The sequence below is a fragment of the Streptomyces sp. TRM68416 genome (assembly GCF_014596915.1).
Classification (GTDB): Bacteria; Actinomycetota; Actinomycetes; order Streptomycetales; family Streptomycetaceae; genus Streptomyces.
Window position 1 is genome coordinate 171,718 of record NZ_JACVWU010000015.1, and the last position, 18,771, is coordinate 190,488.

Consider the following 18,771-nt stretch of genomic DNA (forward strand, 5'->3'; position numbering starts at 1 on the left):
GCGTCGACGCCCGGAGCACCGGCAACCCGCACTGCCTTCACACCCCTCGCTCCCCTCGCTCCCCTCACTCCCACGGCAGCCAGGCCCGCACCTCGAAGCCGCCGTTCGGCGTGGTGCCGTGTTCGAGGGTGCCGCCGGTCAGGGTTGCGCGTTCCGTGAGGCCGATCAGTCCCTGGCCGGAGCCGGGGACGTGCGGTGCCTCCCGGTCCGGGGCGGGGTTGCGCACACGGACGACGAGGCCCTCGCCCGGGGCGCCGGTGACCGACACCGTGACCTCGGTGCCGGGGGCGTGCTTGCGGGCGTTGGTGAGGCCCTCCTGGGCGACGCGGTAGGCAGTACGTCCGACGGAGGCGGGGACGGCCGCGGGGTCGGTGACGCGGTGGTCGAGGGTGACCTTCATGCCGGCCTCGCGGGACTCGGCGACCAGCGCCTCCAGGGCGCCCAGGGTCGGCTGGGGGCGGCTGGCGTCGTCGCGGTCGCCGGCCCGCAGCACGCCGATGATCTCCCGCAGGTCCTGGAGGGCGTCGTGGGCGCTCTCCCGGATCACACCGGCCGCCCGCGCGATCTCCTCGCGGGGCGCGTCCGGCCGGAACTCCAGCGCGCCCGCGTGCACGCTCAGCAGCGTCAGCCGGTGGGCGAGGACGTCGTGCATCTCCCGGGCGATGGCCTCGCGCGCCAGCCGCTGCGCCTGCTCGGCGCGCAGCCGCGCCTCGGTCTCGGCGCGCCGGGCACGGTCGCGCAGGCTGAGCATCAGCTGCCGCTTGGAGCGTACGAACATGCCCCAGCCGACGACCGCTCCGGTCATCACCGCGCTGAGGAAGATCACCCAGCCGTAGGGGATGTCGGGGTCGGGGCGGAACCAGTAGAAGACCGGGGTCACCGCCAGGGCGATGCCGCTGACCCAGGCCACGTACCGGAAGGGGCGGTGCACGGCGAGGGTGAAGAGGGCGACGAGGGCCGCGCCGCCCGCGGTACTGGAGACCAGGCTGACGGGGATCATGGCCACGGCGAACCCGAGCGGCCAGCGGCGGCGCAGCCAGACCGCTCCGCAGGAGAGCGCGCCCAGCAGCTGGTCGACGGCCGCCAGCGGTTCCGGAAGGTTCTCCTGCCGCATCGAGTCCGCGGCCATCAGGCCGATGAGGACGGCCAGCAGGAAGCAGGAGAAGTCGACCGCCCAGTCACGCGCGGTGCGCCGGGGCCGCCGCCCGGGCCGCTCGCCGTCGGGGTCGAGTTCCTGCACCACGGCCGAGGGCAGCAGCCAGCGCCGCTCGACGAAGGCCTGCGGTTCGGGCGCCGATGCGTCACCACTCACGATCGACAAATCTACGCAGCCACAGCCCGCGTCACCGCTCTCCGGCCGGGATCACCGACAAAAGTCGTGGCATCGAAGACTTTCGCCGCACCCGGGCCCGGCGGACCGCCGACTTCCGTCGGGAGGCGTCTCGCCCCGCGGCCGATGTGCGCGGGGGGTCCGCGGGGCGAGGGTCCTCCCATGAAGCACGTACTGGAGATTCTCGGATTCGTCGCCCTGGTGCAGGGCATCGCCGGCCTCGTGCACGAGTTCACCAGCTGGGACTGGGGCCTCGTGCAGCGGATCGGCTTCCTCGACGGCTACGAGATCTACGCGAGCGTCGCCCTGCTCGTACTGGCGTTCGCCCTGTTCGCCGCCGCGGAGAGCCGGAGGTCCGGCTGAACCCGGCCCGGACCTCCGGCCGGCGCCTCAGCAGCCGTAGTCGATCAGGTCGAACGACGCGTAGTGGTCGGCCGTGTAGTAGTCCTCCTGGTGCTCCTCGCCGGTGACGACGCGGCGGGCACCGCGCGTGGAGGAGCCGGGCGTGATGACCGTGTACTCGTGGTAGTAGCCGGTGGACCGGCTGGGCAGGATGCCTTCCCGGTTCTGGAAGACGGTGCCGTCCTGGGTGTACGGGTAGGGCCCGCCCCGCTCGATCAGTTCGAGCGTGTCGTGGGCCTGGGAGGGCAGGTCGCCGTAACAGATGCTGCCCACGGCGGCGGCCGCGGGGGTCGCGGTGACGGTGCCGCCGACGAGGAGTGCGGACAGTACGGCGGCCGCGGCGCCGATACGAGTGATGCGTGGGGGGAATCTCATGGCCCCCATGATGACGCGCGTAGACACTGGCATGTCAATGACAACCCTGCAGAGTTTCCCGTCAAGTCCGATGAGTTTTCGGGAAGTTAACCTGCCGCCCGGCGCCTTCACACGGACCGGACGGCAGGACCGTCAGGCACCCTCCGGAAGCTCGAACTCCCCGTACTGCGGGCGGCCGGCCAGGTCGTACGACTGGATGGAGACGCCGGTGGAGGTGATCCGCCCGCCGGTGTGCCGGAAGGCGGTCGGGGCGGCGCCCTCCTGGAAGAAGCGGCGGCCTGCGCCCAGTACGACCGGGAACGTCAGCAGGTGCAGGGTGTCGACGAGGCCGAGGGCGAGCAGCGAGTGCAGGAGGCCGCCGCTGCCGTGCACCTGGAGCTGGCGGTCGGTGCGCTCCTTGAGGGCGGTGACCTCCTTGGCGAGGTCGCCGCCGACGACGGTGGTGCCGGGCCACTCCGGGTCGGTGAGGGTGGCGGAGGCGACGTACTTCGGCAGGGCGTTGAGCCGGGAGGCGACCGGGTCGGCCGGGTCGGTCACCTTCGGCCAGAACGAGGCGAAGATGTCGTACGTACGGCGGCCCAGGAGGAACGCGCCGGCGTCGTCGAAGACCTCGTTGATGAACCCGCCGAAGTCGTCGTCGGCGTACGGGAAGCTCCAGCCGCCCTGCTGGAAGCCGTCCCGGGTGTCCTCCTGGGGGCCGCCGGGCGCCTGGTAGACGCCGTCGAGGGTGACGAAGATCGTGGAGATGAGCCTGCCCATGGCGGGTACCTGCTTCCTGGTGCGGGGTCTGCTGTCATCAGCTCAGACCCCGCGGGCCCCCGCAACTCATCGGTTCGGCCGGACGACGCGCCGGATGCCGTCCTGGATGCCGTCCTGGATGCCCTCCTCGAAGGCCCCGGTGAACTGCTGCAGGACGAAGCCTCCAGGACGAAGCACCGGGCCCTGGATCTCCATGTCCGTTCGCCGCCAGCGCTGCGACCCCGCGGCGGCTGGGATGGAGGCATGACTTCTTACGGAGAGCTTGACGGCAAGGTGGCTCTGGTGACCGGGGGCAGCCGGGGTATCGGGGCGGCGACGGCGTTGCGGCTGGCGCGGGAAGGGGCGTCTGTTGCGGTTACGTATGTTCAGGGCAAGGAGGCGGCCGAGGAGGTCGTGCGGGGTGTCGAGGCGCTCGGGCGGCGGGCGGTGGCCCTGCGTGCGGACTCCGCGGACGCGGGTGAGGCGGCGGGGGCCGTGGAGCGTACGGTCGCGGCGCTGGGCGGGCTGGACGTGCTGGTGAACAACGCGGGCGTGGGGGTGCTCGGGCCGCTGGAGAGCCTGTCGCTCCACGATGTGGACCGGGTGCTGGCGGTCAATGTGCGCGGGGTCTTTCTGGCCTCGCAGGCGGCTGCCGCGCGGATGGTGGACGGGGGGCGGATCATCACGATCGGGTCGTGTATGGCGCAGCGGGTGCCTGGGCCCGGGGGGACGTTGTACACGATGAGCAAGGCGGCACTGGTGGGGTTGACGAAGGCGCTCGCCCGGGAGCTGGGGGTGCGGGGGATCACCGCGAATGTTGTCCATCCGGGGCCGATCGACACGGATATGAATCCGGCGGACGGGCCGTATGCGGCGGGGCAGGCGGCGATGACGGCGGTGGGGCGGTTCGGGAGGGCGGAGGAGGTGGCCGGGGTGGTTGCCTGTCTGGCCGGGGCGGGGTATGTGACGGGGGCGGAGTTCGCGGTGGATGGGGGGCATGCGGCGTGATGCCGTGAGGGGTTTTTCGCCCCCGCCGCCCCTACCCGTCCCATCCCCAGGGGCTCCGCCCCTTCGACCCCGTCCAGGGGGCGGAGCCCCCTGGACCCCCAGCGGGGACTGCGTCCCCTGCTCCCCTCCTGGGGCTGCGCCCCCCGGCCCCGCTGGGGGCTGCGCCCCCCCAGACCCCCCTTCGGCCTGAACGGCCTCGTCCTCAAACGCCGGACGGGCTGTATATGCCGGCCTGTGTCCTGAAGTGCCGGATGGGATGGGAACACCGACGGGTCAGGTGCCCAGTTCCTGGTGGTGGGTGTGGAGGCTGGTCTTGCCCTGCTCTGTGAGGGAGCCGTGGAGGCGGAGGCGGGAGATGCCGCCGTCGGGGTAGATGTCCACGCGCGCGTGGGTGCCCACGGCCGGCTCGGGGAGGACGAAGCGGTGGTTGGTGTCGGGCTGGAGGCGGGTGCGCGGGAGGATCTCCGTCCAGGCGCCGTCGTCTCCGTCGCGCACCGACACCGATGCCCAGCCGGCGCTGTTCCCCTTCAGATAGGCCGTGTCGATCTCGATGGCGCGGATCTGGGACTGGGCCGCCAGGCGGTACCGGATCCAGTCGTTGCCCTGGTCACGGCGGCGCCGTGTCTCCCAGCCGTCGTCCATCTTGCGGGAGCGGCCGGGCTGGATGGTGTTCGACGCCGGGGAGTAGAAGAGGTTGGAGGCGTCCTCGGCGCGGCCGCCGTTCTCCAGCGCGACCACGTCGAAGGTGCCCAGCACGGCGAGCCACTCGGGGTCTGGGACGACCTCGCCGTAGACGCGCAGCCGTGCGATGCCGCCGTCCGGGTGCTGGTTGACCCGCAGATGGGTGAAGCGCTGTTCGACGGAGACCTCGAAGCCGTTCGCCGCGTGCCCGCCGACCGGTGTCCGCGGGACCAGCGTCGTCCACTTCACGTCGTCGCCGAGCAGTTCCTCCGGGGAGGGCGAGCCGGGTACCGAGGTGCCCTCGACCGACACGGCCTGCGGGTAGTTGCCCCGGAAGTGGGCCGTGTCGACGACGATGCCCCGGATCACGCCGGGCGCGCCGAGGCGGACCAGCGCCCAGTCGTGGTCCTCGGCCGTGGGCCACGGGTGCTCGGCGGAGACGCCGCGCCGCCGCCGGGTCTCCCAGCCGTCCATGATCTTGCCCTTGTGCCCGAAGTGCTCGGGGTCGAACTCGGCCCGCTCGGGTACGAGAAGGTTTTCCCGCTGGGCGAAGAACTCGTCGTTGGCGGCGATCACCCCGGCGCCGAGCTGCCGGTCGGCGAGGTTGGCGTACTGGGTGAAGGGGAAGTCGGCGGTGCGGTAGTCCGCGTAGGGGTCACCCCCTCCGTAGGGGCTCGCGTCGCCGGTGAAGCTCGGAATCGCCGTCACGAAGAGTTCCTTTCGGGGGGGTCGGCCGTTGCTGGTGCGCGGGAATCAGGGGGTACGGGTGAGGAGTTGGCCCTTCGGGGGCGTGAACTCGCCGTTCAGCACGATGCGTTCGCCCCTCAGCCAGGTCGACTTCACGACGCCGTGGAGGGTCTTGCCCGCGTACGCGGTGACGCGGTTGCGGTGCTGGAGCGCGGCCGGGTCCACGGTGAACGTCTCGTCCGGCGCGAGGACCGCGAAGTCGGCGTCCCGGCCGACCTCGATGGCGCCCTTGCGCGCGTCGAGGCCGACCAGCTCCGCCGTACGCGACGACATCCAGCGGACCACGTCCTCCAGGCCGTGTCCCCGTCTGCGCGCCTCGGTCCACACCGCCGCCAGGCTCAGCTGGAGGCCGGAGATACCGCCCCACGCCGTGGCGAAGTCGTCGGTCTTCAGGTCGGCCGTGGACGGCGAGTGGTCGGTGACCACGCAGTCGATGGTGCCGTCGGCCAGCGCCTGCCACAGCAGGTCCTGGTTGGCGGACTCGCGGATCGGCGGGCAGCACTTGAACTCGCTTGCGCCGTCCGGGACTTCCTCGGCGGTGAGGGTGAGGTAGTGGGGGCAGGTCTCGACCGTGACGCGTACGCCCTCCGCCTTGGCCTCGGCGATCAGCGGCAGCGCGTCGCTCGACGACAGGTGCAGCACATGCACGCGCGCGTTGAGCCGCTTGGCCCGGTCGATGAGCCGGGCGATCGCGGTGTCCTCGGCGTCGCGCGGGCGGGAGGCGAGGAAGTCGGCGTACTTCGGGCCGCCGTGCTGCGGGGCGGCTTCGAGGTGGTGGGGGTCCTCGGCGTGCACGATCAACAGGCCGCCGAAGGAGGCGATCTCGGCCAGGGACCGGGCGAGCCCGTCCTGGTCGAGGTGGGGGAACTCGTCCACGCCGGACGGGGAGAGGAACGCCTTGAAGCCGAAGACCCCGGCCTCGTGCAGCGGGCGCAGTTCCTTGACGTTGTCGGGCAGGGCGCCGCCCCAGAAGCCGACGTCGATGTGGGCCTTGTCGGCGGCGACGTCCCGCTTGATCCGCAGGTGGTCGACGGTCGTGGTCGGCGGGAGGGAGTTCAGCGGCATGTCGACGAGCGTGGTGATGCCGCCGGCCGCCGCGGCGCGGGTGGCGGTCCAGAAGCCCTCCCACTCGGTGCGGCCGGGGTCGTTGACGTGCACGTGGGTGTCGACCAGGCCGGGCAGCAGGACGTGGTCGCCGAGCTCCTCCAGCCGGGCACCGGGGGGCACCTCGGCGTCGTGGGGCAGTACGGCGGTGATCTTCCCGGCGGCGACCGCGACCGAGGCGGCCCGCGTCCCCTCCGGAGTGATGACGCGCGTCGAGCGCAGCACCAGTTCTACGTCGGACACCCGAACCCCTCTCTGCCGCCGCTTGACTTCCGGTAACGGGATTGACTTCCACGTTACGGAATTCAACGTTCTGTTGAAGGAGTCTTCACTCCCGTTCCCGCGCCGTCAAGGGCACACTGCTGTCGAGCGCCCTCCCCGCATCCACTCTGGACGTTTCCACAAAGCGGAATTAGAATTCCGGCAAGCAGAACGTAGCTACGCACAAGCGGGGAGTCAACCGACTGCCGGGTAGGCTTCTGCTCTTCCGCCAGTCCCGAAAGGAACGCGCCGTGCCGACGTCCAGCGCCAGCACCACCGACTCCGCCAAGTCCTCCGCCGGCGGAGGCGTTCAGTCCCTGGAGCGCGCCTTCGACCTGCTGGAGCGCATGGCGGATGCCGGCGGTGAGGTCGGCCTGAGCGAGCTCTCCGCGAGCAGCGGGCTGCCGCTGCCCACCATCCACCGCCTGATGCGCACCCTCGTGGCCTGCGGATACGTCCGCCAGCAGCCCAATCGGCGGTATGCCCTGGGCCCGCGCCTGATCCGCCTCGGCGAGTCCGCGTCCCGACTGCTCGGCACCTGGGCCCGCCCGTACCTGGCGCGCCTGGTCGAGGAGACCGGCGAGACGGCGAACATGGCGCTGCTGGACGGCGACGAGATCGTCTACGTGGCGCAGGTGCCGTCGAAGCACTCCATGCGCATGTTCACCGAGGTCGGCCGCCGCGTCCTGCCGCACTCCACGGGGGTCGGCAAGGCCCTGCTGGCCAACACCCCGGACGACGAGGTGCGCGCACTGCTCGGCCGCACCGGCATGCCGGCCGCCACGGAGAAGACGATCACCACCGCCGACGGCTTCCTCGCGGCCCTGGCGGACGTGCGCCGGCTCGGCTACGCGGTCGACGACAACGAGCAGGAGATCGGCGTGCGCTGTCTGGCGGTGTCGGTGCCCAACTCCCCCACGGCTGCGGCCATTTCGATCTCGGGCCCGGCCGGGCGCGTCACGGAGACGGCGACGGAACGCATCGTGCCGGTGCTCCAGCAGGTGGCCGTCGAACTGTCGGAGGCCCTGGCCAGCTCGGGCGGCTGACACGACACGGCGGAATCTCAACGCCGCCGCGGCTCCCCCGACCGTCCCTGCACCGCCTCGGGGCTCACCCTCGCCGCGGCTCCACCGACAGCCCCATGCACATCGCAGGGCTCAGCGCCGCCGCGGCTCCCCGAACAACTCCACCGCATCCCGCACTTCGGCCAGCCCTCGCGACAGCGCGCTCACCGACCCGATCGCGCCCGCGATCAGCAGTAACGACCGGCGCAGCCGGGGGATCTCCGGCGCTCCGCCGTTCGTCATCGCGGCCAGCGCCGCGAGTTCGTCCTCGGCGATGCCGCGGTCGGGGAACTCGGCCGAGTGCGCGGCGAGTTCGCGGCGCAGCCGGGACACCGCGGTCCGCAGTTCCGCCACTCTCGGGTCCTCGTCGCTGCCGGTCACCGGCCTCTGCCTCAAGCTCCGCAACACAGCTCTCCCCCCGCGTACGCCGTTGTACGCGTCCACCTCGTACTCCCGCTCCGCGCCCCACGCGCCTGCCCGGGCGCCGGGGGACGCGGGCCAGTAAACGCCACCCGGCGGCGGGCGCGCCAGCGTACGGACCGAAATTCAGCCCTGCGAAACCGCGCCGCCGCCCCGGCGTCAGGTATGCAGGACGCATGACTCAGAAGGAACGGCAGGTCGCCGGGGTGGTGCTGGCGGCGGGCGGCGGGCGACGGCTCGGCGGGCGGCCCAAGGCGCTGCTGGAACACCGGGGACGGCCACTGGTGGAGCACGCCGTGTCCGTGCTGCGCGCGGCCGGGTGCACGCGCGTCCACGTGGTCCTCGGGGCACGCGCCGACACCGTACGGGAGCGGGCGGCGCTCGGCGACTGCGTCCTCGTGGACAACCCGGACTGGGAACAGGGCATGGGGACCTCGCTGCGCGCCGGGCTCGCCTCACTCACGGAAGCGGGAGCCGGAGCCGGAGCCCGGGCCGCGCTCGTCTCGCTCGTCGACCAGCCCGGCATCGGCCCGGAGGCGGTGGCCCGGGTGCTCGCCGCGTACCGGGGCGAGGATTCCCTGGTCTCGGCCGCCTACGAGGGGGTACGCGGCCATCCCGTCCTGCTCGGCTCGGCCCACTGGGCGGGCATCGTGGCGGCCGCGACCGGGGACCGGGGCGCCCGCGCCTATCTGAAGGAGCACGCGTCCGATCTCACCCTCGTCGAGTGCGGGGACGTCGCGCGGCCGTACGACATCGACCGTCCCGAGGACCTGGTCCACCTTGAGTGAGCGAGGTGGCACTGAGCGACACCTTGCCTCGACTCAGAGAATCTCGACATCAACAAACCATTGAAGTTCCACAATGAGGAAACTACTATCCACTGATCAGAAGCACTCGACCGCACAGCGGGTGTGAACCCTCCCCATTTGCCCCTATAGGCACCCGGTGCCACCGCTGAAGGAAGTGACAGCTCATGTCCGCACCAGCGCCGTCCCCGCTGGCCATCGTCGACGCCGAGCCCCTGCCCCGGCAGGAGGAGGTCCTCACCGATGCGGCCCTCGCCTTCGTGGCCGAGCTGCACCGCCGGTTCACGCCCCGGCGTGACGAACTCCTCGCCCGCCGGGCGCAGCGCCGCGCCGAGATCGCCCGCACCTCCACGCTCGACTTCCTCCCGGAGACCGCGGCGATCCGCGCGGACGACTCCTGGAAGGTGGCCCCCTCCCCCGCGGCCCTGAACGACCGCCGGGTCGAGATCACCGGCCCCACCGACCGCAAGATGACCATCAACGCCCTCAACTCGGGCGCCAAGGTGTGGCTCGCGGACTTCGAGGACGCCTCCGCGCCCACCTGGGAGAACGTCGTCCTCGGCCAGCTCAACCTGATCGACGCCTACACCCGCAGCATCGACTTCACCGACCCCAAGTCCGGCAAGTCCTACGCCCTGAAGGCGAACGACGAGCTCGCCACCGTCGTCATGCGCCCCCGCGGCTGGCACCTGAACGAGCGTCACCTCCAGGTCGACGGGCAGCAGGTGCCCGGCGCCTTCGTCGACTTCGGCCTGTACTTCTTCCACAACGCCCAGCGCCTGCTCGGCCTCGGCAAGGGCCCGTACTTCTACCTCCCGAAGACCGAGTCGCACCTGGAGGCCCGCCTCTGGAACGACGTCTTCGTCTTCGCGCAGGACTACGTCGGCATTCCGCAGGGCACCGTCCGCGCCACCGTCCTCATCGAGACGATCACGGCCGCGTACGAGATGGAGGAGATCCTCTACGAACTGCGCGACCACGCCTCCGGGTTGAACGCCGGACGCTGGGACTACCTGTTCTCCATCGTCAAGAACTTCCGTGACGGCGGGCGGAAGTTCGTCCTGCCCGACCGCAACGCGGTCACGATGACGGCCCCGTTCATGCGCGCGTACACCGAACTCCTCGTGCGCACCTGCCACAAGCGCGGGGCGCACGCGATCGGCGGCATGGCCGCGTTCATTCCCTCGCGGCGCGACGAGGAGGTCAACAAGGTCGCCTTCGAGAAGGTCAAGGCCGACAAGGACCGGGAGGCGAACGACGGTTTCGACGGCTCCTGGGTCGCCCACCCCGACCTGGTCCCGATCGCCATGGCCTCCTTCGACGCCGTCCTCGGCGACAGGCCGAACCAGAAGGACCGGCTGCGCGAGGACGTCCACGTCGAGGCCGCCGACCTGATCGCCGTCGACTCCCTCGACGCCGAGCCGACGTACAACGGTCTGGTCAACGCCGTTCAGGTCGGCATCCGTTACATCGAGGCGTGGCTGCGCGGCCTCGGCGCGGTCGCCATCTTCAACCTCATGGAGGACGCGGCCACCGCCGAGATCTCCCGCTCCCAGATCTGGCAGTGGATCAACGCGGGCGTGGAGTTCGAGAACGGCGAGAAGGCCACCCCCGAACTGGCCCGCAAGGTCGCCGCCGAGGAACTCGCGAACATCCGCGCTGAGATCGGCGAGGAGGCCTTCGCGGCCGGCCACTGGCAGCAGGCCCACGACCTGCTGCTGGAGGTCTCCCTCGACGAGGACTACGCGGACTTCCTGACGCTGCCCGCGTACGAGCAGCTCAAGGGCTGAGCCCTCAGAGAGCGGGCTTGTCCGAGTGGCCCAGGGGCTTCCCCGGGGCCACTCGGTCGCGTACGGCCTGCTTGACCGCCGTCGGCTCCGGGAAGCCCTGCTCCTTGCGGTCCCAGACGACCTCGTCGTCGACGCGGACGACGAAGATCCCGCCCTTGCCGGGCTTCAGGGCCAGCTCGGTCAGCTCCGCCTCGAAGGTCGTGAGCAGTTCCTGGGCCAGCCAGGCCGCGCGGGGCAGCCAGCGGCACTGGGTGCAGTACTCGATCTCGACGCGGCCACTCATCCGAGGTGCACCGACCAATCCTGTTCCGCGGCCGGCTTGCCGTGCAGGTCGGGGACCCGCTTCAGCCAGTCGGGCCGGCCTTCCTGTGTCCGCGCCGCCCGGAGGGCCTCCTCGGCGGCGAGCTCCTCCCGGGCGGGGAAGTCGGTGGGCAGCCAGGCCGCGGAGGCCCGCACGCGCGCGTGGAGGTGGTCCACGTACGCCTCGCGTGCCGCGTCCGGGGTCGCGAAGTCCGTGAGCCAGGCGTCGGGGACGCAGGCCACGACCGACCGCAGCAGTTCGCGCGTCACCCTGGGTGCCAGCTCCGCGTCGGCGGCCCGTACGTCGGGGCCGTAGCGGCCGAGGGCGTGGTGGCGGAAGTCGTAGGCCTTCTCGGGGTCCGCGCCGTCCCAGCGGTGGTGGAAGACGAGGGCCGCTCCGTGGTCGATCAGCCACAGTCGCGGCGGGACCGTGCCGAACGTCGGCCAGACCATCAGGTTGGAGCTGTGGACCGTACGGTCGACGTTGACGGTCAGCGCGTCCAGCCAGACGATCCGGCCCGCCTCCAGTGGATCCACCGGGAACGCCTCGGCCACCTCCGGGGTGAAGTCCCTGGCGCCCGGCAGGTAGTCCATGCCCAGGTTGAGGCCGTGGCTGGCGGCGTGCAGGTCCCGGACCTCCTGGTGCGGTTCGGTGTCGGCGATGGTCGGGTCGAAGTGCACCAGGACCAGCTCGGGGAAGCGCAGGCCGAGGGCGCGCGCCAGCTCGCCCACGATCACCTCGGCAACCAGCGCCTTGCGGCCCTGCGCGGAGCCGGTGAACTTGACGACGTACGTGCCCAGGTCGTCGGCCTCGACCACTCCGGGCACGGAGCCGCCGGAGTGCAGGGGCGCAACGTATCGGGTCGCAGCGACTTCTCTCAACATTTCCTCATCAGGCCACCGCCTCCTCAGCCTTGCAGTCCACGGTAGGCCTTGGTGCCTCGGACAGCGGACGGCTGTCCGCCCCCAGCTTCCGGCCTCCGGCCTCCGGCCTCCGGCACGAAGTGAGCATCTTGACGTGCTCCCTGGCCCAGAGTCCAGGGACTCCGGTCCGGGTGGTCCGACCCTACCGGGAGCTTCCTGGCGGCCGTGAACTCCCGTGTGTGCGCCGTGGACTGGACTACGGCCGGCCTGATCGTCTCCCTGATCGGGGCCGCCGGGAGGCCGTACGGGTGAACCGGCCCTACATGCCTCCCGGCCGTGAGGCCCGAAGCCCTACGGTGTGGCATCGACAGCCAGGTGCGGACGTGCAAGGAGACGCAACACACATGATCACTGTCCCCGGCGCGCGGCGCTGGTCCGGTCCTCGCTCCATCTACCGTCCGCGAGTGGGGATGGTGGGTCTCATGGCGATGGCCGGGGTAGTGCAGTCCTTGGCCACGGCCGCTCCCGCCCATGCCCTTGAGACGCGGACCTACAGCACTCCGGGAAGCTACACCGTCATCGTGCCCAGCGACGTTACCTATGTCGCGGTGAGCCTGACCGGCGGGGGCGGCGGGGGTGGCGGGGTCGGATCCGGCGCCGCGTTCGGGGACGGCACGAGCCAGCCAGGCGGCGGGGGCGGAGGCGGGGGCGCGAACTCCTCCTGCGTCCTGACCGTGAAGCCCGGCGACAGGATCACCATCACCGTCGCCGCGGGCGGCGCCGGCGGGCCGGCCAGTGGCCTGGACCGAGACGGCGCGCCCGGGGGGAACTCGGCCCTCACGGTCAACGACACGGCCGGTGCCGGTGCGCAGGGCGGTGCCGGCGGGCACCACAGCGGAAACGCCTTTCCCGGCACCGGAGGCGCGGGAGGCGATCGCGGCATGAGCTGGTGCGTCGGCAGCTTCCCCAATGTCTACACGGGCCAGGCAGGCGCCGCAGCGAATGCCGATACCCGCGCGGGAGGCGTCGGCGGCGCACCCGGGGCCGTTCCGCCCAGCAGTTGCGGAGCCGGAGCGGGCAGCGGCGGAGCGGGAGGATCGGGCTCCGCAAACGGCCTTGCCCACCAGCACACCGAAAGCCTCCCCGGCGCGAACGGCTGCGTCGTCCTGACCTACTGACACATCCCGCGGTCGTTTCATCCGTTGTGCACCCAGTGATGGACCACTAGACATGAGAGGCAATCAGTCCACTTCGAAACGCCCCGGACGCCATGGCACCGTTCTCTGATCTTGGTCTTGCGGTGCCGAACCTTCCACCAGCGCGCCATACGCCGCCGCCAGGGGCCGTAGCGGCACGGGGCAGCGTGGGCACGCGCATCGAACTCGGAACGCCGCTGCGGCCCTTGGCGCGGACCCGGGGTGCGGCTGGTGATGTCACGGCGACCGGGCCCACGAGCACCTCGGCCCCGCCCCACCCGACACCAGCTCGGAGCATGTGCCGCCTGCCCATGCCGGCACAGGACGCGGGACCGCGGGGATCCCAGTGAGCGCGCTGCTTCGACGGCTGGTGCGTGCCGGCAGTCAGAAGGCGAGGACGACGACGATGCTCGCGTAGAGGGCGACAAGCAGGACACCGTCGAATCCGATCCGGAGCCAGCCGCGCCTCTGGCGGACCAGAAGGCCGCCGAGCAGGACCGACGTCATGACCATCGCGCCGCTCGTGAGGAACAGTTCGTCCCGGGTCGCGGCGTGCAGAAGGGATCCGCCCCGGTAGGCGACATCGCCGACGACGAGGTTGAGCGCGTCGAGGCAGTTCCCGCCGACGATCGCGGCGATGGCCAGGGTGACGGCGCCGCGCCGGACGGCGGCGATGGATGTGACGGTCTCGGGCAGGGCGTTGACCAGCCCCATGAACACCGCGCCCACGAAGCCGGCGTTCAGGCCCGTGTGTTCCACGATGCCCTCCGCGGCGCGGGCCACCGCCCACCCTCCGATCATCACGAGACCCGCGACAGCGGCGAACTCCGTCCACAGCCGCGATGTCCGCAGGCGGGCGAGTCCTCCGTCGTCCCCGTCCCCGTCTTCGTCGGGGACGTCGGCGACGGTGTCGCCGGTGGGCACCGCACGCCACATGGGCCCTCCCTGGCTGCGGACCAGCCGCAGGCCCCCGAGGTAGAAGGCCACCATGACCACGGACGCCGGGTGCAGGCCCAGGAAGGTGACGGACGGGCTGAACCTCGCCATCACCGCGATCCCCAGCAGGGCGATGAGCAGGCAGCCGAACAGCATGTTCGGCACCGAGGCGGCGGCGTGTTCGAGGTTGACCCGCCGCAGGAAGGCGTCGGCGACGACGAGGGCGACGGTCTGCGCCGCGATGCCGCCCACCGCGTTGCTGTACGCAAGGCCGGGCTGGTCCGCGGCGGCGCTGACCGCGGTCATCACGATGCCCGAAAGGGACGTCACGAGCCCGAACAGCACCGCGCCGAACAGCGCTTCCCCCCAGCCGGTGCGATCGGCGAGGGTGTCGCCCACCCCGGCGAGCCGGATGCTGCACACCACCGTGACGGCCGTGGCCAGGAGGAAGACGGCGACACTCCAGCCCAGGGGCCACAGACCGGTCAGCAGAGCAGGCAACGGAAACCCCTCGACGGTGGGAAGCGGTCGGCTGGTCGACTGTCCCGTACCGCGCAGGACGCGTTCCACACGCCACGCCAGCGCTGTTCGGCGCTCCGCCCGTCGCTGGACCGACGAGGGACGACAGACAGCGGACGAGCACGCCCTGATGCGGTCCGGCGTCAGCGAGCAGGGCGGCACCGCAGAGGGCTGAGCGGCCACGGGCGGGACTGGAGGCCGACGCAGAACACCCTCGTAGCCGTTCGGTGACGTGGGCTTGTGAAGATCTGTGCATGGCGAGAACAGCGACACCCCCACGGTGGCGGCATCGGGCCGCCGGTACGGCAGTCGTGGTGACCGTACTGACGGTCTTCCTGGCCACGGCCTGGTCGTTCGGCTATGTGCGGCTGCCAGGGGCGCCGATGGCCTCCCTGTCGCGCAGCGGTGAGGTCGATACGGCCAGCAGCCAGGCCAAGGCGCGGGCCGAGCACCGGCTGCAGGAAACCGTCGGCGGTCTTCCGGGCACCCCGCGGCCGCTCGGTGCCGCTGCAGCGGACCGCTGTCTGCGCAACCTCCCCTTCGAAGGAGAGCCCTCCGGACCGCTGAGCTGCCAGTGGCGACTGGAGCGTTACCTCGTCCTCGACGAGGATCCGCGCACGGCCGGCGACACCTGGGCAGGGGCACTCGGCGACGCCCGGTGGACCGGCACGGAGACCTGGTTCCCTGTCGCCGGGGACTCGGCCGCCGAACGCCACGAGTACCGCGACGCAAGGACGCACGACCGGCTCGTCGTCACGCTGGTCCGGGGCAGTGAGGCTTTGGACCTTCTGGACGCCGCGCCCCGTTTCGAGGGTGTCGAGACCTACGAGCGGGAGCAGCGGAGTTTCGCGGGCCGGAAGGCCGCGGGGCAGGCAGTGGCAGAGGACCGAACCGTCGCCCGTATCTCGTTGGTCCACGCCTACTACAGCGAGAACGGCAGCGCTCCGTACGAGCCTCAGTACTGGTGAGCAGGCCAGCGGCTCAGAAGACACCCGCCTCGGTCCGCCGCTCCGGGCACGGAGCCGCCCGACCGCAGCGGGGTCACACATCGCACACCGGTCACGTCACGCAGCACATCCGCCGGCCTGGAGCAGGTCAGGCGCCGGCCAGCGGGTTGGGGAGGGGCAGGTAGCGGGCGTCCGCGCCGTCCGCGCCGGTCCAGCGCAGCAGCAGGTTCGTCTTGCCGGGCAGGGTGGGGACGGTGAGCAGGGCGGGGATCTCGGGGAGGGCGTGGCGGGACAGTTCGCGGCGGGCGGCGGGCCAGGGGTCGAGGCCGGGGTGGTGCTCGGACAGGGCGGCCGCCACCTCCCACAGGTGGTTCACGACCAGGCAGTACACCAGCCGCTCCCAGCCCGCCGCCCGGTCCACGTCCGCCAGCAGCTTCACGCCCTCGGCGTCCCGGAACAGCGCCTGCACGGGCATGCCGTCGGCGTCGAAGGCGACCAGCGTGTTCTGCAGGTGGGCTTCGAGGACGACGCCGTGCTCGGCGAAGGCGGTGAGGGCGGGCGGTACGACGGCGGCCAGGTACGCCTCCCACCAGGCCGCCGGGTCCGCCGTACCGGACAGGGGGCTGCCGTCGAAGCCCTCCACCAGGCCGGCGGCGAGCAGCGGGGTGGCGCCGGGCCGGACGTGGTCGCGCAGGCCGTCGCGGACGAGGACGGCCAGTTCCTCGAAAGCGAAGTCGGCGGTGCGGTAGCCGCGGTCGCTGAGCCAGGCCGCGGGGCCGTCCGCGAAGGCGGCGGTGACCGCCGCGTCGGTGCGGCGGAGCTTGAGCAGGTCGTGGCGCCACAGCCGGCGGATGTCGTTGGTGATGCGCACGTCGAGGCTGAACTTCAGGAACAGGTCGGATGCGGGCGCGTACAGCGTGCGGATCGCGGCCGTCGGCCAGGTCTCGAAGCCGGTGGTGCCGAGTCGGATCAGGCGGCCGTCGGCGAAGGCGGGCGCGAGGTCGACCAGGTCGAGCTGCCAGGGGTGGGCGGGCAGCAGCCGGTAGCCGGGCGGCGCCTCGCCGAGGGCGTCCAGGGCAGTGGTGTCGCCCTCCTCTACGACGGTGTCCTCGCGCAGGCCGAGCAGCACCAGCGGGAAGCGGGCGTGCGCCTCGGGCGCGTACGGCAGCCACCGGGCGACCGGGCCGCCGCCGCGCGCCTTGGGCGCGGGGTGGTGGGGGTGGCCGGTGAGCAGGGCCTGTTCGGAACGGAGGTACGGGTCCTCGGGCGGCGTCGCCCGCGCGCGTGCGGTGAGCAGCGCGGCGACCGCGTCCCGGCTGTCGATCATCTCGGCGGGCAGTTCGTGGTTGGTCAGACCGGTGTGCAGGCGCAGTTCCTCGACGACGAGTTTGACCAGTTCGGCGTGGCCGACGCGGCGCCGGCCGCCGTCCGTGTGCAGTTCGGGTGCGGCGGGGCGCCGCCCGCCGCGCACATGGAGGATCCGGCCGCTGGGCAGCCGGTGGTCCCCCGGTGCCGGGAGCGGCTGTGCCACCTCCCGCAGCAGGCAGTTGAGCAGGGGCGCTGCCGCGTACGCGTCGGCGCGGTCCGCGACGGGGTCGGGCGTCGCGGCGTCGGCGCCGGCGGGCAGGGGCATGAGGTCCACGCGTTTCACTCGTTCTCTACGGGCTGTTCGGGCGAAGACGATCAGTATGTCTGTTGTCGTCCGCCCGCCCTGACGTCCCTAGTCGTACCCGAGGAGCCCGACCGTGCACCGTTCCCCCACCGCAGAGGCCGAGGTCACCGCCGAGTTGGCCGAAGTACGCCCCGGTCTCGCGCCCCGGTACGCGGCCGAGCTGCCCGGTGCCCGCGCGGCCGTGCTGACCCGGCTGTGGCGGGCGTTCACCCATGAGCCGCTGCCCTGGGTCACCGGCCGCGAGCCCGGCCGGGACCATGTCACCCTGCGGCTCGCCGACGGCCGCCGTCTGCACGGTCCGCGCCCGGACCCGTACGCGACCGCCGCGTACGTCACCGCCCTGCACCTGGACGATGTCGCGTACGACGATCCGGCCCGGCTGCTGACCGGTCTGGGCGTGCCGCACGGTACGGCCTTCGCCGCCGAACTCGGGCACAGTGTGGCGTCGTTGGCGCTGTCCCGGGCGGCGCAGCCGGACGGCCCGGAGGGGTGGCCGGGGCAGGACTGGGAGTGGGAGCAGCGGGTGGTCGACGGGCATCCGTTCCATCCCAACTGCCGTTCCCGGCCGGGTTTCTCGGTGGCCGAGCAGTTGGCGTACGGGCCCGAGCACCGGCCGGTGGTGGAGCTGGGGCTGTGGCCGGTGCCGGTGGACGAGTGCCTGGTGAGCGGTGACTGGCCGGAGGAACTACGCGAGCGGGAACGGCTGTTGCTGCCGGTGCATCCGTGGCAGGCGGAGCATGTCCTCAAGGCGGCGGTGACGAAGGCGACTTCGGGTGGGCGGACGTGGGGCGGCGCGCGCCCGCTGATGTCGCTGCGCACCCTCGCCCTGCCCGGCGGGCCGCACGTCAAGACCGCACTGAGCGCCCGGCTGACGTCCTCGGTGCGGGACATCTCGGTGTACTCGATCGCGATGTCGGCGACGCTGTCGGCGTTCGCGGAGTCCCTGGCCGGGCGCACGGGCGGACTGCTGCACTTCACCCGCACGCTGGGCGCGGCCACCGCGGACTCCCCCGATCTGGCGGCCGTTCTGCGCGAGTCGCCGCAGTGTTACGCGGGTGAGGGCGAGCGTGTGGTGCCGGTGGCCGCCCTCGCCACCACCGAACTGCCCTCTTCCGCCGCCTGGTTGGCCGACTTCGCGCGGCTCGCGCTCACCGTCGGCCTGAACCTGCTGGAGCTGGGCGTGGCGCTGGAGGCGCACGGCCAGAACCTGCTCGTCGTGCTGGCCGCCGACGGCACCCCGCTGCGTCTGGTCTACCGCGATCTCGCCGACATCCGGGTCAGCCCGGCCCGGCTGGCCCGGCACGGCATCCCGGTGCCCGCCCTGACGGGACGGATCGTGACGGACGACGAGACCACCCTGCGGCGCAAGCTGTTCGGTTCGCTGGTGGCGGGCGCGCTCGCGGGTACGGCGGGTTCGGCGGCGGCGCTGCGGGAGGCGCTGGAGACGGCCGTACGGGATCTGCCGCGCACCGCGGACCTGGACGCGCTGTGCGGGCAGGCGCTGCCCACGAAGGCGCTCACGCTGATGCGGCTGTCGCCGGGGACGCCCGGGGACCAGTGGGCGATGCTGCCCAATCCGCTGCGGTGACCGGTCGTTGCGGTGACCGGTCG

18 protein-coding genes are annotated in these 18,771 nt (G+C 72.0%); 8 read left to right on the forward strand and 10 right to left on the reverse strand.

The window, feature by feature from the left end:
* Positions 1-64 precede the first annotated feature (64 nt).
* Positions 65-1,321 carry a sensor histidine kinase gene (locus ICC28_RS24075; RefSeq protein ID WP_188290763.1) on the reverse strand — a complete coding sequence of 419 codons (1,257 nt, stop codon included), beginning with the start codon at positions 1,319-1,321 and terminating at the stop codon, positions 65-67.
* A 171-nt stretch (positions 1,322-1,492) separates the two neighbouring features.
* Between ICC28_RS24075 and ICC28_RS24080 the strand changes: the two genes are divergently transcribed.
* Positions 1,493-1,693, forward strand: a complete 201-nt coding sequence (locus tag ICC28_RS24080) for a hypothetical protein (RefSeq protein WP_188290764.1) — start codon at positions 1,493-1,495, stop codon at positions 1,691-1,693.
* Between the two features lie 27 nt (positions 1,694-1,720).
* Here the strand turns inward: ICC28_RS24080 and ICC28_RS24085 are convergent, their stop codons facing one another.
* Together ICC28_RS24085 and ICC28_RS24090 are read right to left on the reverse strand one after the other, a co-directional pair.
* Positions 1,721-2,107, reverse strand: coding sequence for a ribonuclease domain-containing protein (locus tag ICC28_RS24085; protein WP_188290765.1), 387 nt, complete (start codon positions 2,105-2,107; stop codon positions 1,721-1,723).
* A 132-nt stretch (positions 2,108-2,239) separates the two neighbouring features.
* Positions 2,240-2,866, reverse strand: a complete 627-nt coding sequence (locus ICC28_RS24090; protein ID WP_188290766.1) for a dihydrofolate reductase family protein — start codon at positions 2,864-2,866, stop codon at positions 2,240-2,242.
* A 243-nt stretch (positions 2,867-3,109) separates the two neighbouring features.
* Here ICC28_RS24090 and ICC28_RS24095 point away from each other — a divergent pair, with 243 nt between their 5' ends.
* On the forward strand, positions 3,110-3,853 hold the full coding sequence (locus ICC28_RS24095) for a 3-oxoacyl-ACP reductase family protein (protein ID WP_188290767.1): 744 nt from the start codon (positions 3,110-3,112) through the stop codon (positions 3,851-3,853).
* Positions 3,854-4,126: 273 nt separating this feature from the next.
* Here ICC28_RS24095 and alc read toward each other — a convergent pair whose 3' ends face one another.
* Both alc and allB read right to left on the reverse strand, forming a co-directional pair.
* Complete coding sequence (gene alc, locus ICC28_RS24100) at positions 4,127-5,242, reverse strand: allantoicase (RefSeq protein WP_188290768.1); 1,116 nt, start codon at positions 5,240-5,242, stop codon at positions 4,127-4,129.
* 45 nt (positions 5,243-5,287) lie between these two features.
* Positions 5,288-6,628: an allantoinase AllB gene (allB, locus tag ICC28_RS24105; RefSeq protein WP_188290769.1), complete on the reverse strand. Its 1,341-nt coding sequence runs from the start codon at positions 6,626-6,628 to the stop codon at positions 5,288-5,290.
* A gap of 269 nt (positions 6,629-6,897) precedes the next feature.
* Here allB and ICC28_RS24110 point away from each other — a divergent pair, with 269 nt between their 5' ends.
* Entirely contained in the window at positions 6,898-7,692 is a 795-nt protein-coding gene (locus ICC28_RS24110) for an IclR family transcriptional regulator (RefSeq protein WP_188290770.1), read from the forward strand.
* A gap of 111 nt (positions 7,693-7,803) precedes the next feature.
* On the opposite strand, the gene ICC28_RS24115 is transcribed toward ICC28_RS24110, so the two are convergent.
* Positions 7,804-8,091, reverse strand: a complete 288-nt coding sequence (locus ICC28_RS24115) for a DUF5955 family protein (RefSeq protein WP_317454084.1) — start codon at positions 8,089-8,091, stop codon at positions 7,804-7,806.
* Positions 8,092-8,306: 215 nt separating this feature from the next.
* Between ICC28_RS24115 and ICC28_RS24120 the strand changes: the two genes are divergently transcribed.
* Both ICC28_RS24120 and aceB read left to right on the forward strand, forming a co-directional pair.
* Positions 8,307-8,918, forward strand: coding sequence for an NTP transferase domain-containing protein (locus ICC28_RS24120; RefSeq protein ID WP_188290772.1), 612 nt, complete (start codon positions 8,307-8,309; stop codon positions 8,916-8,918).
* 185 nt (positions 8,919-9,103) lie between these two features.
* Positions 9,104-10,726, forward strand: a complete 1,623-nt coding sequence (gene aceB, locus ICC28_RS24125; RefSeq protein WP_188290773.1) for a malate synthase A — start codon at positions 9,104-9,106, stop codon at positions 10,724-10,726.
* 4 nt (positions 10,727-10,730) lie between these two features.
* Here the strand turns inward: aceB and ICC28_RS24130 are convergent, their stop codons facing one another.
* Both ICC28_RS24130 and ICC28_RS24135 read right to left on the reverse strand, forming a co-directional pair.
* Positions 10,731-11,009 (reverse strand): SelT/SelW/SelH family protein, encoded by a 279-nt coding sequence (locus ICC28_RS24130; protein ID WP_188290774.1) that lies wholly within the window; start codon positions 11,007-11,009, stop codon positions 10,731-10,733.
* Positions 11,006-11,911: a HipA family kinase gene (locus tag ICC28_RS24135; RefSeq protein ID WP_188290775.1), complete on the reverse strand. Its 906-nt coding sequence runs from the start codon at positions 11,909-11,911 to the stop codon at positions 11,006-11,008. Before ICC28_RS24135 ends, ICC28_RS24130 begins: the two co-directional genes overlap by 4 nt.
* Positions 11,912-12,294: 383 nt before the next feature.
* Here ICC28_RS24135 and ICC28_RS24140 point away from each other — a divergent pair, with 383 nt between their 5' ends.
* Positions 12,295-13,068 carry a hypothetical protein gene (locus ICC28_RS24140; protein ID WP_188290776.1) on the forward strand — a complete coding sequence of 258 codons (774 nt, stop codon included), beginning with the start codon at positions 12,295-12,297 and terminating at the stop codon, positions 13,066-13,068.
* A gap of 402 nt (positions 13,069-13,470) precedes the next feature.
* Here the strand turns inward: ICC28_RS24140 and ICC28_RS24145 are convergent, their stop codons facing one another.
* Positions 13,471-14,514 (reverse strand): sodium:calcium antiporter, encoded by a 1,044-nt coding sequence (locus ICC28_RS24145; RefSeq protein WP_188290825.1) that lies wholly within the window; start codon positions 14,512-14,514, stop codon positions 13,471-13,473.
* A gap of 281 nt (positions 14,515-14,795) precedes the next feature.
* On the opposite strand from ICC28_RS24145, the gene ICC28_RS24150 reads away from it, so the two are divergent.
* On the forward strand, positions 14,796-15,509 hold the full coding sequence (locus tag ICC28_RS24150) for a hypothetical protein (RefSeq protein WP_223189331.1): 714 nt from the start codon (positions 14,796-14,798) through the stop codon (positions 15,507-15,509).
* A 127-nt stretch (positions 15,510-15,636) separates the two neighbouring features.
* Here the strand turns inward: ICC28_RS24150 and ICC28_RS24155 are convergent, their stop codons facing one another.
* The gene (locus ICC28_RS24155; protein WP_188290826.1) at positions 15,637-17,121 is read right to left on the reverse strand and encodes an IucA/IucC family protein; all 1,485 of its coding nucleotides are present in this window, start codon (positions 17,119-17,121) and stop codon (positions 15,637-15,639) included.
* Between the two features lie 112 nt (positions 17,122-17,233).
* Between ICC28_RS24155 and ICC28_RS24160 the strand changes: the two genes are divergently transcribed.
* A complete protein-coding gene (locus tag ICC28_RS24160) occupies positions 17,234-18,748 on the forward strand; it encodes an IucA/IucC family protein (RefSeq protein WP_188290778.1) in 1,515 nt (504 codons plus the stop codon).
* Positions 18,749-18,771 lie beyond the last annotated feature (23 nt).

Bases quoted from the DNA above. Each gene is read 5' to 3' on its own strand.
- ICC28_RS24135 (WP_188290775.1), bottom strand. From the start codon at position 11,911: ATGTTGAGAGAAGTCGCTGCGACCCGATACGTTGCGCCCCTGCACTCC.
- ICC28_RS24095 (WP_188290767.1), top strand. From the start codon at position 3,110: ATGACTTCTTACGGAGAGCTTGACGGCAAGGTGGCTCTGGTGACCGGG.
- ICC28_RS24085 (WP_188290765.1), bottom strand. From the start codon at position 2,107: ATGAGATTCCCCCCACGCATCACTCGTATCGGCGCCGCGGCCGCCGTA.
- ICC28_RS24120 (WP_188290772.1), top strand. From the start codon at position 8,307: ATGACTCAGAAGGAACGGCAGGTCGCCGGGGTGGTGCTGGCGGCGGGC.
- ICC28_RS24080 (WP_188290764.1), top strand. From the start codon at position 1,493: ATGAAGCACGTACTGGAGATTCTCGGATTCGTCGCCCTGGTGCAGGGC.
- ICC28_RS24140 (WP_188290776.1), top strand. From the start codon at position 12,295: ATGATCACTGTCCCCGGCGCGCGGCGCTGGTCCGGTCCTCGCTCCATC.
- aceB (WP_188290773.1), top strand. From the start codon at position 9,104: ATGTCCGCACCAGCGCCGTCCCCGCTGGCCATCGTCGACGCCGAGCCC.
- ICC28_RS24150 (WP_223189331.1), top strand. From the start codon at position 14,796: ATGGCGAGAACAGCGACACCCCCACGGTGGCGGCATCGGGCCGCCGGT.
- ICC28_RS24155 (WP_188290826.1), bottom strand. From the start codon at position 17,121: ATGCCCCTGCCCGCCGGCGCCGACGCCGCGACGCCCGACCCCGTCGCG.
- ICC28_RS24130 (WP_188290774.1), bottom strand. From the start codon at position 11,009: ATGAGTGGCCGCGTCGAGATCGAGTACTGCACCCAGTGCCGCTGGCTG.
- ICC28_RS24090 (WP_188290766.1), bottom strand. From the start codon at position 2,866: ATGGGCAGGCTCATCTCCACGATCTTCGTCACCCTCGACGGCGTCTAC.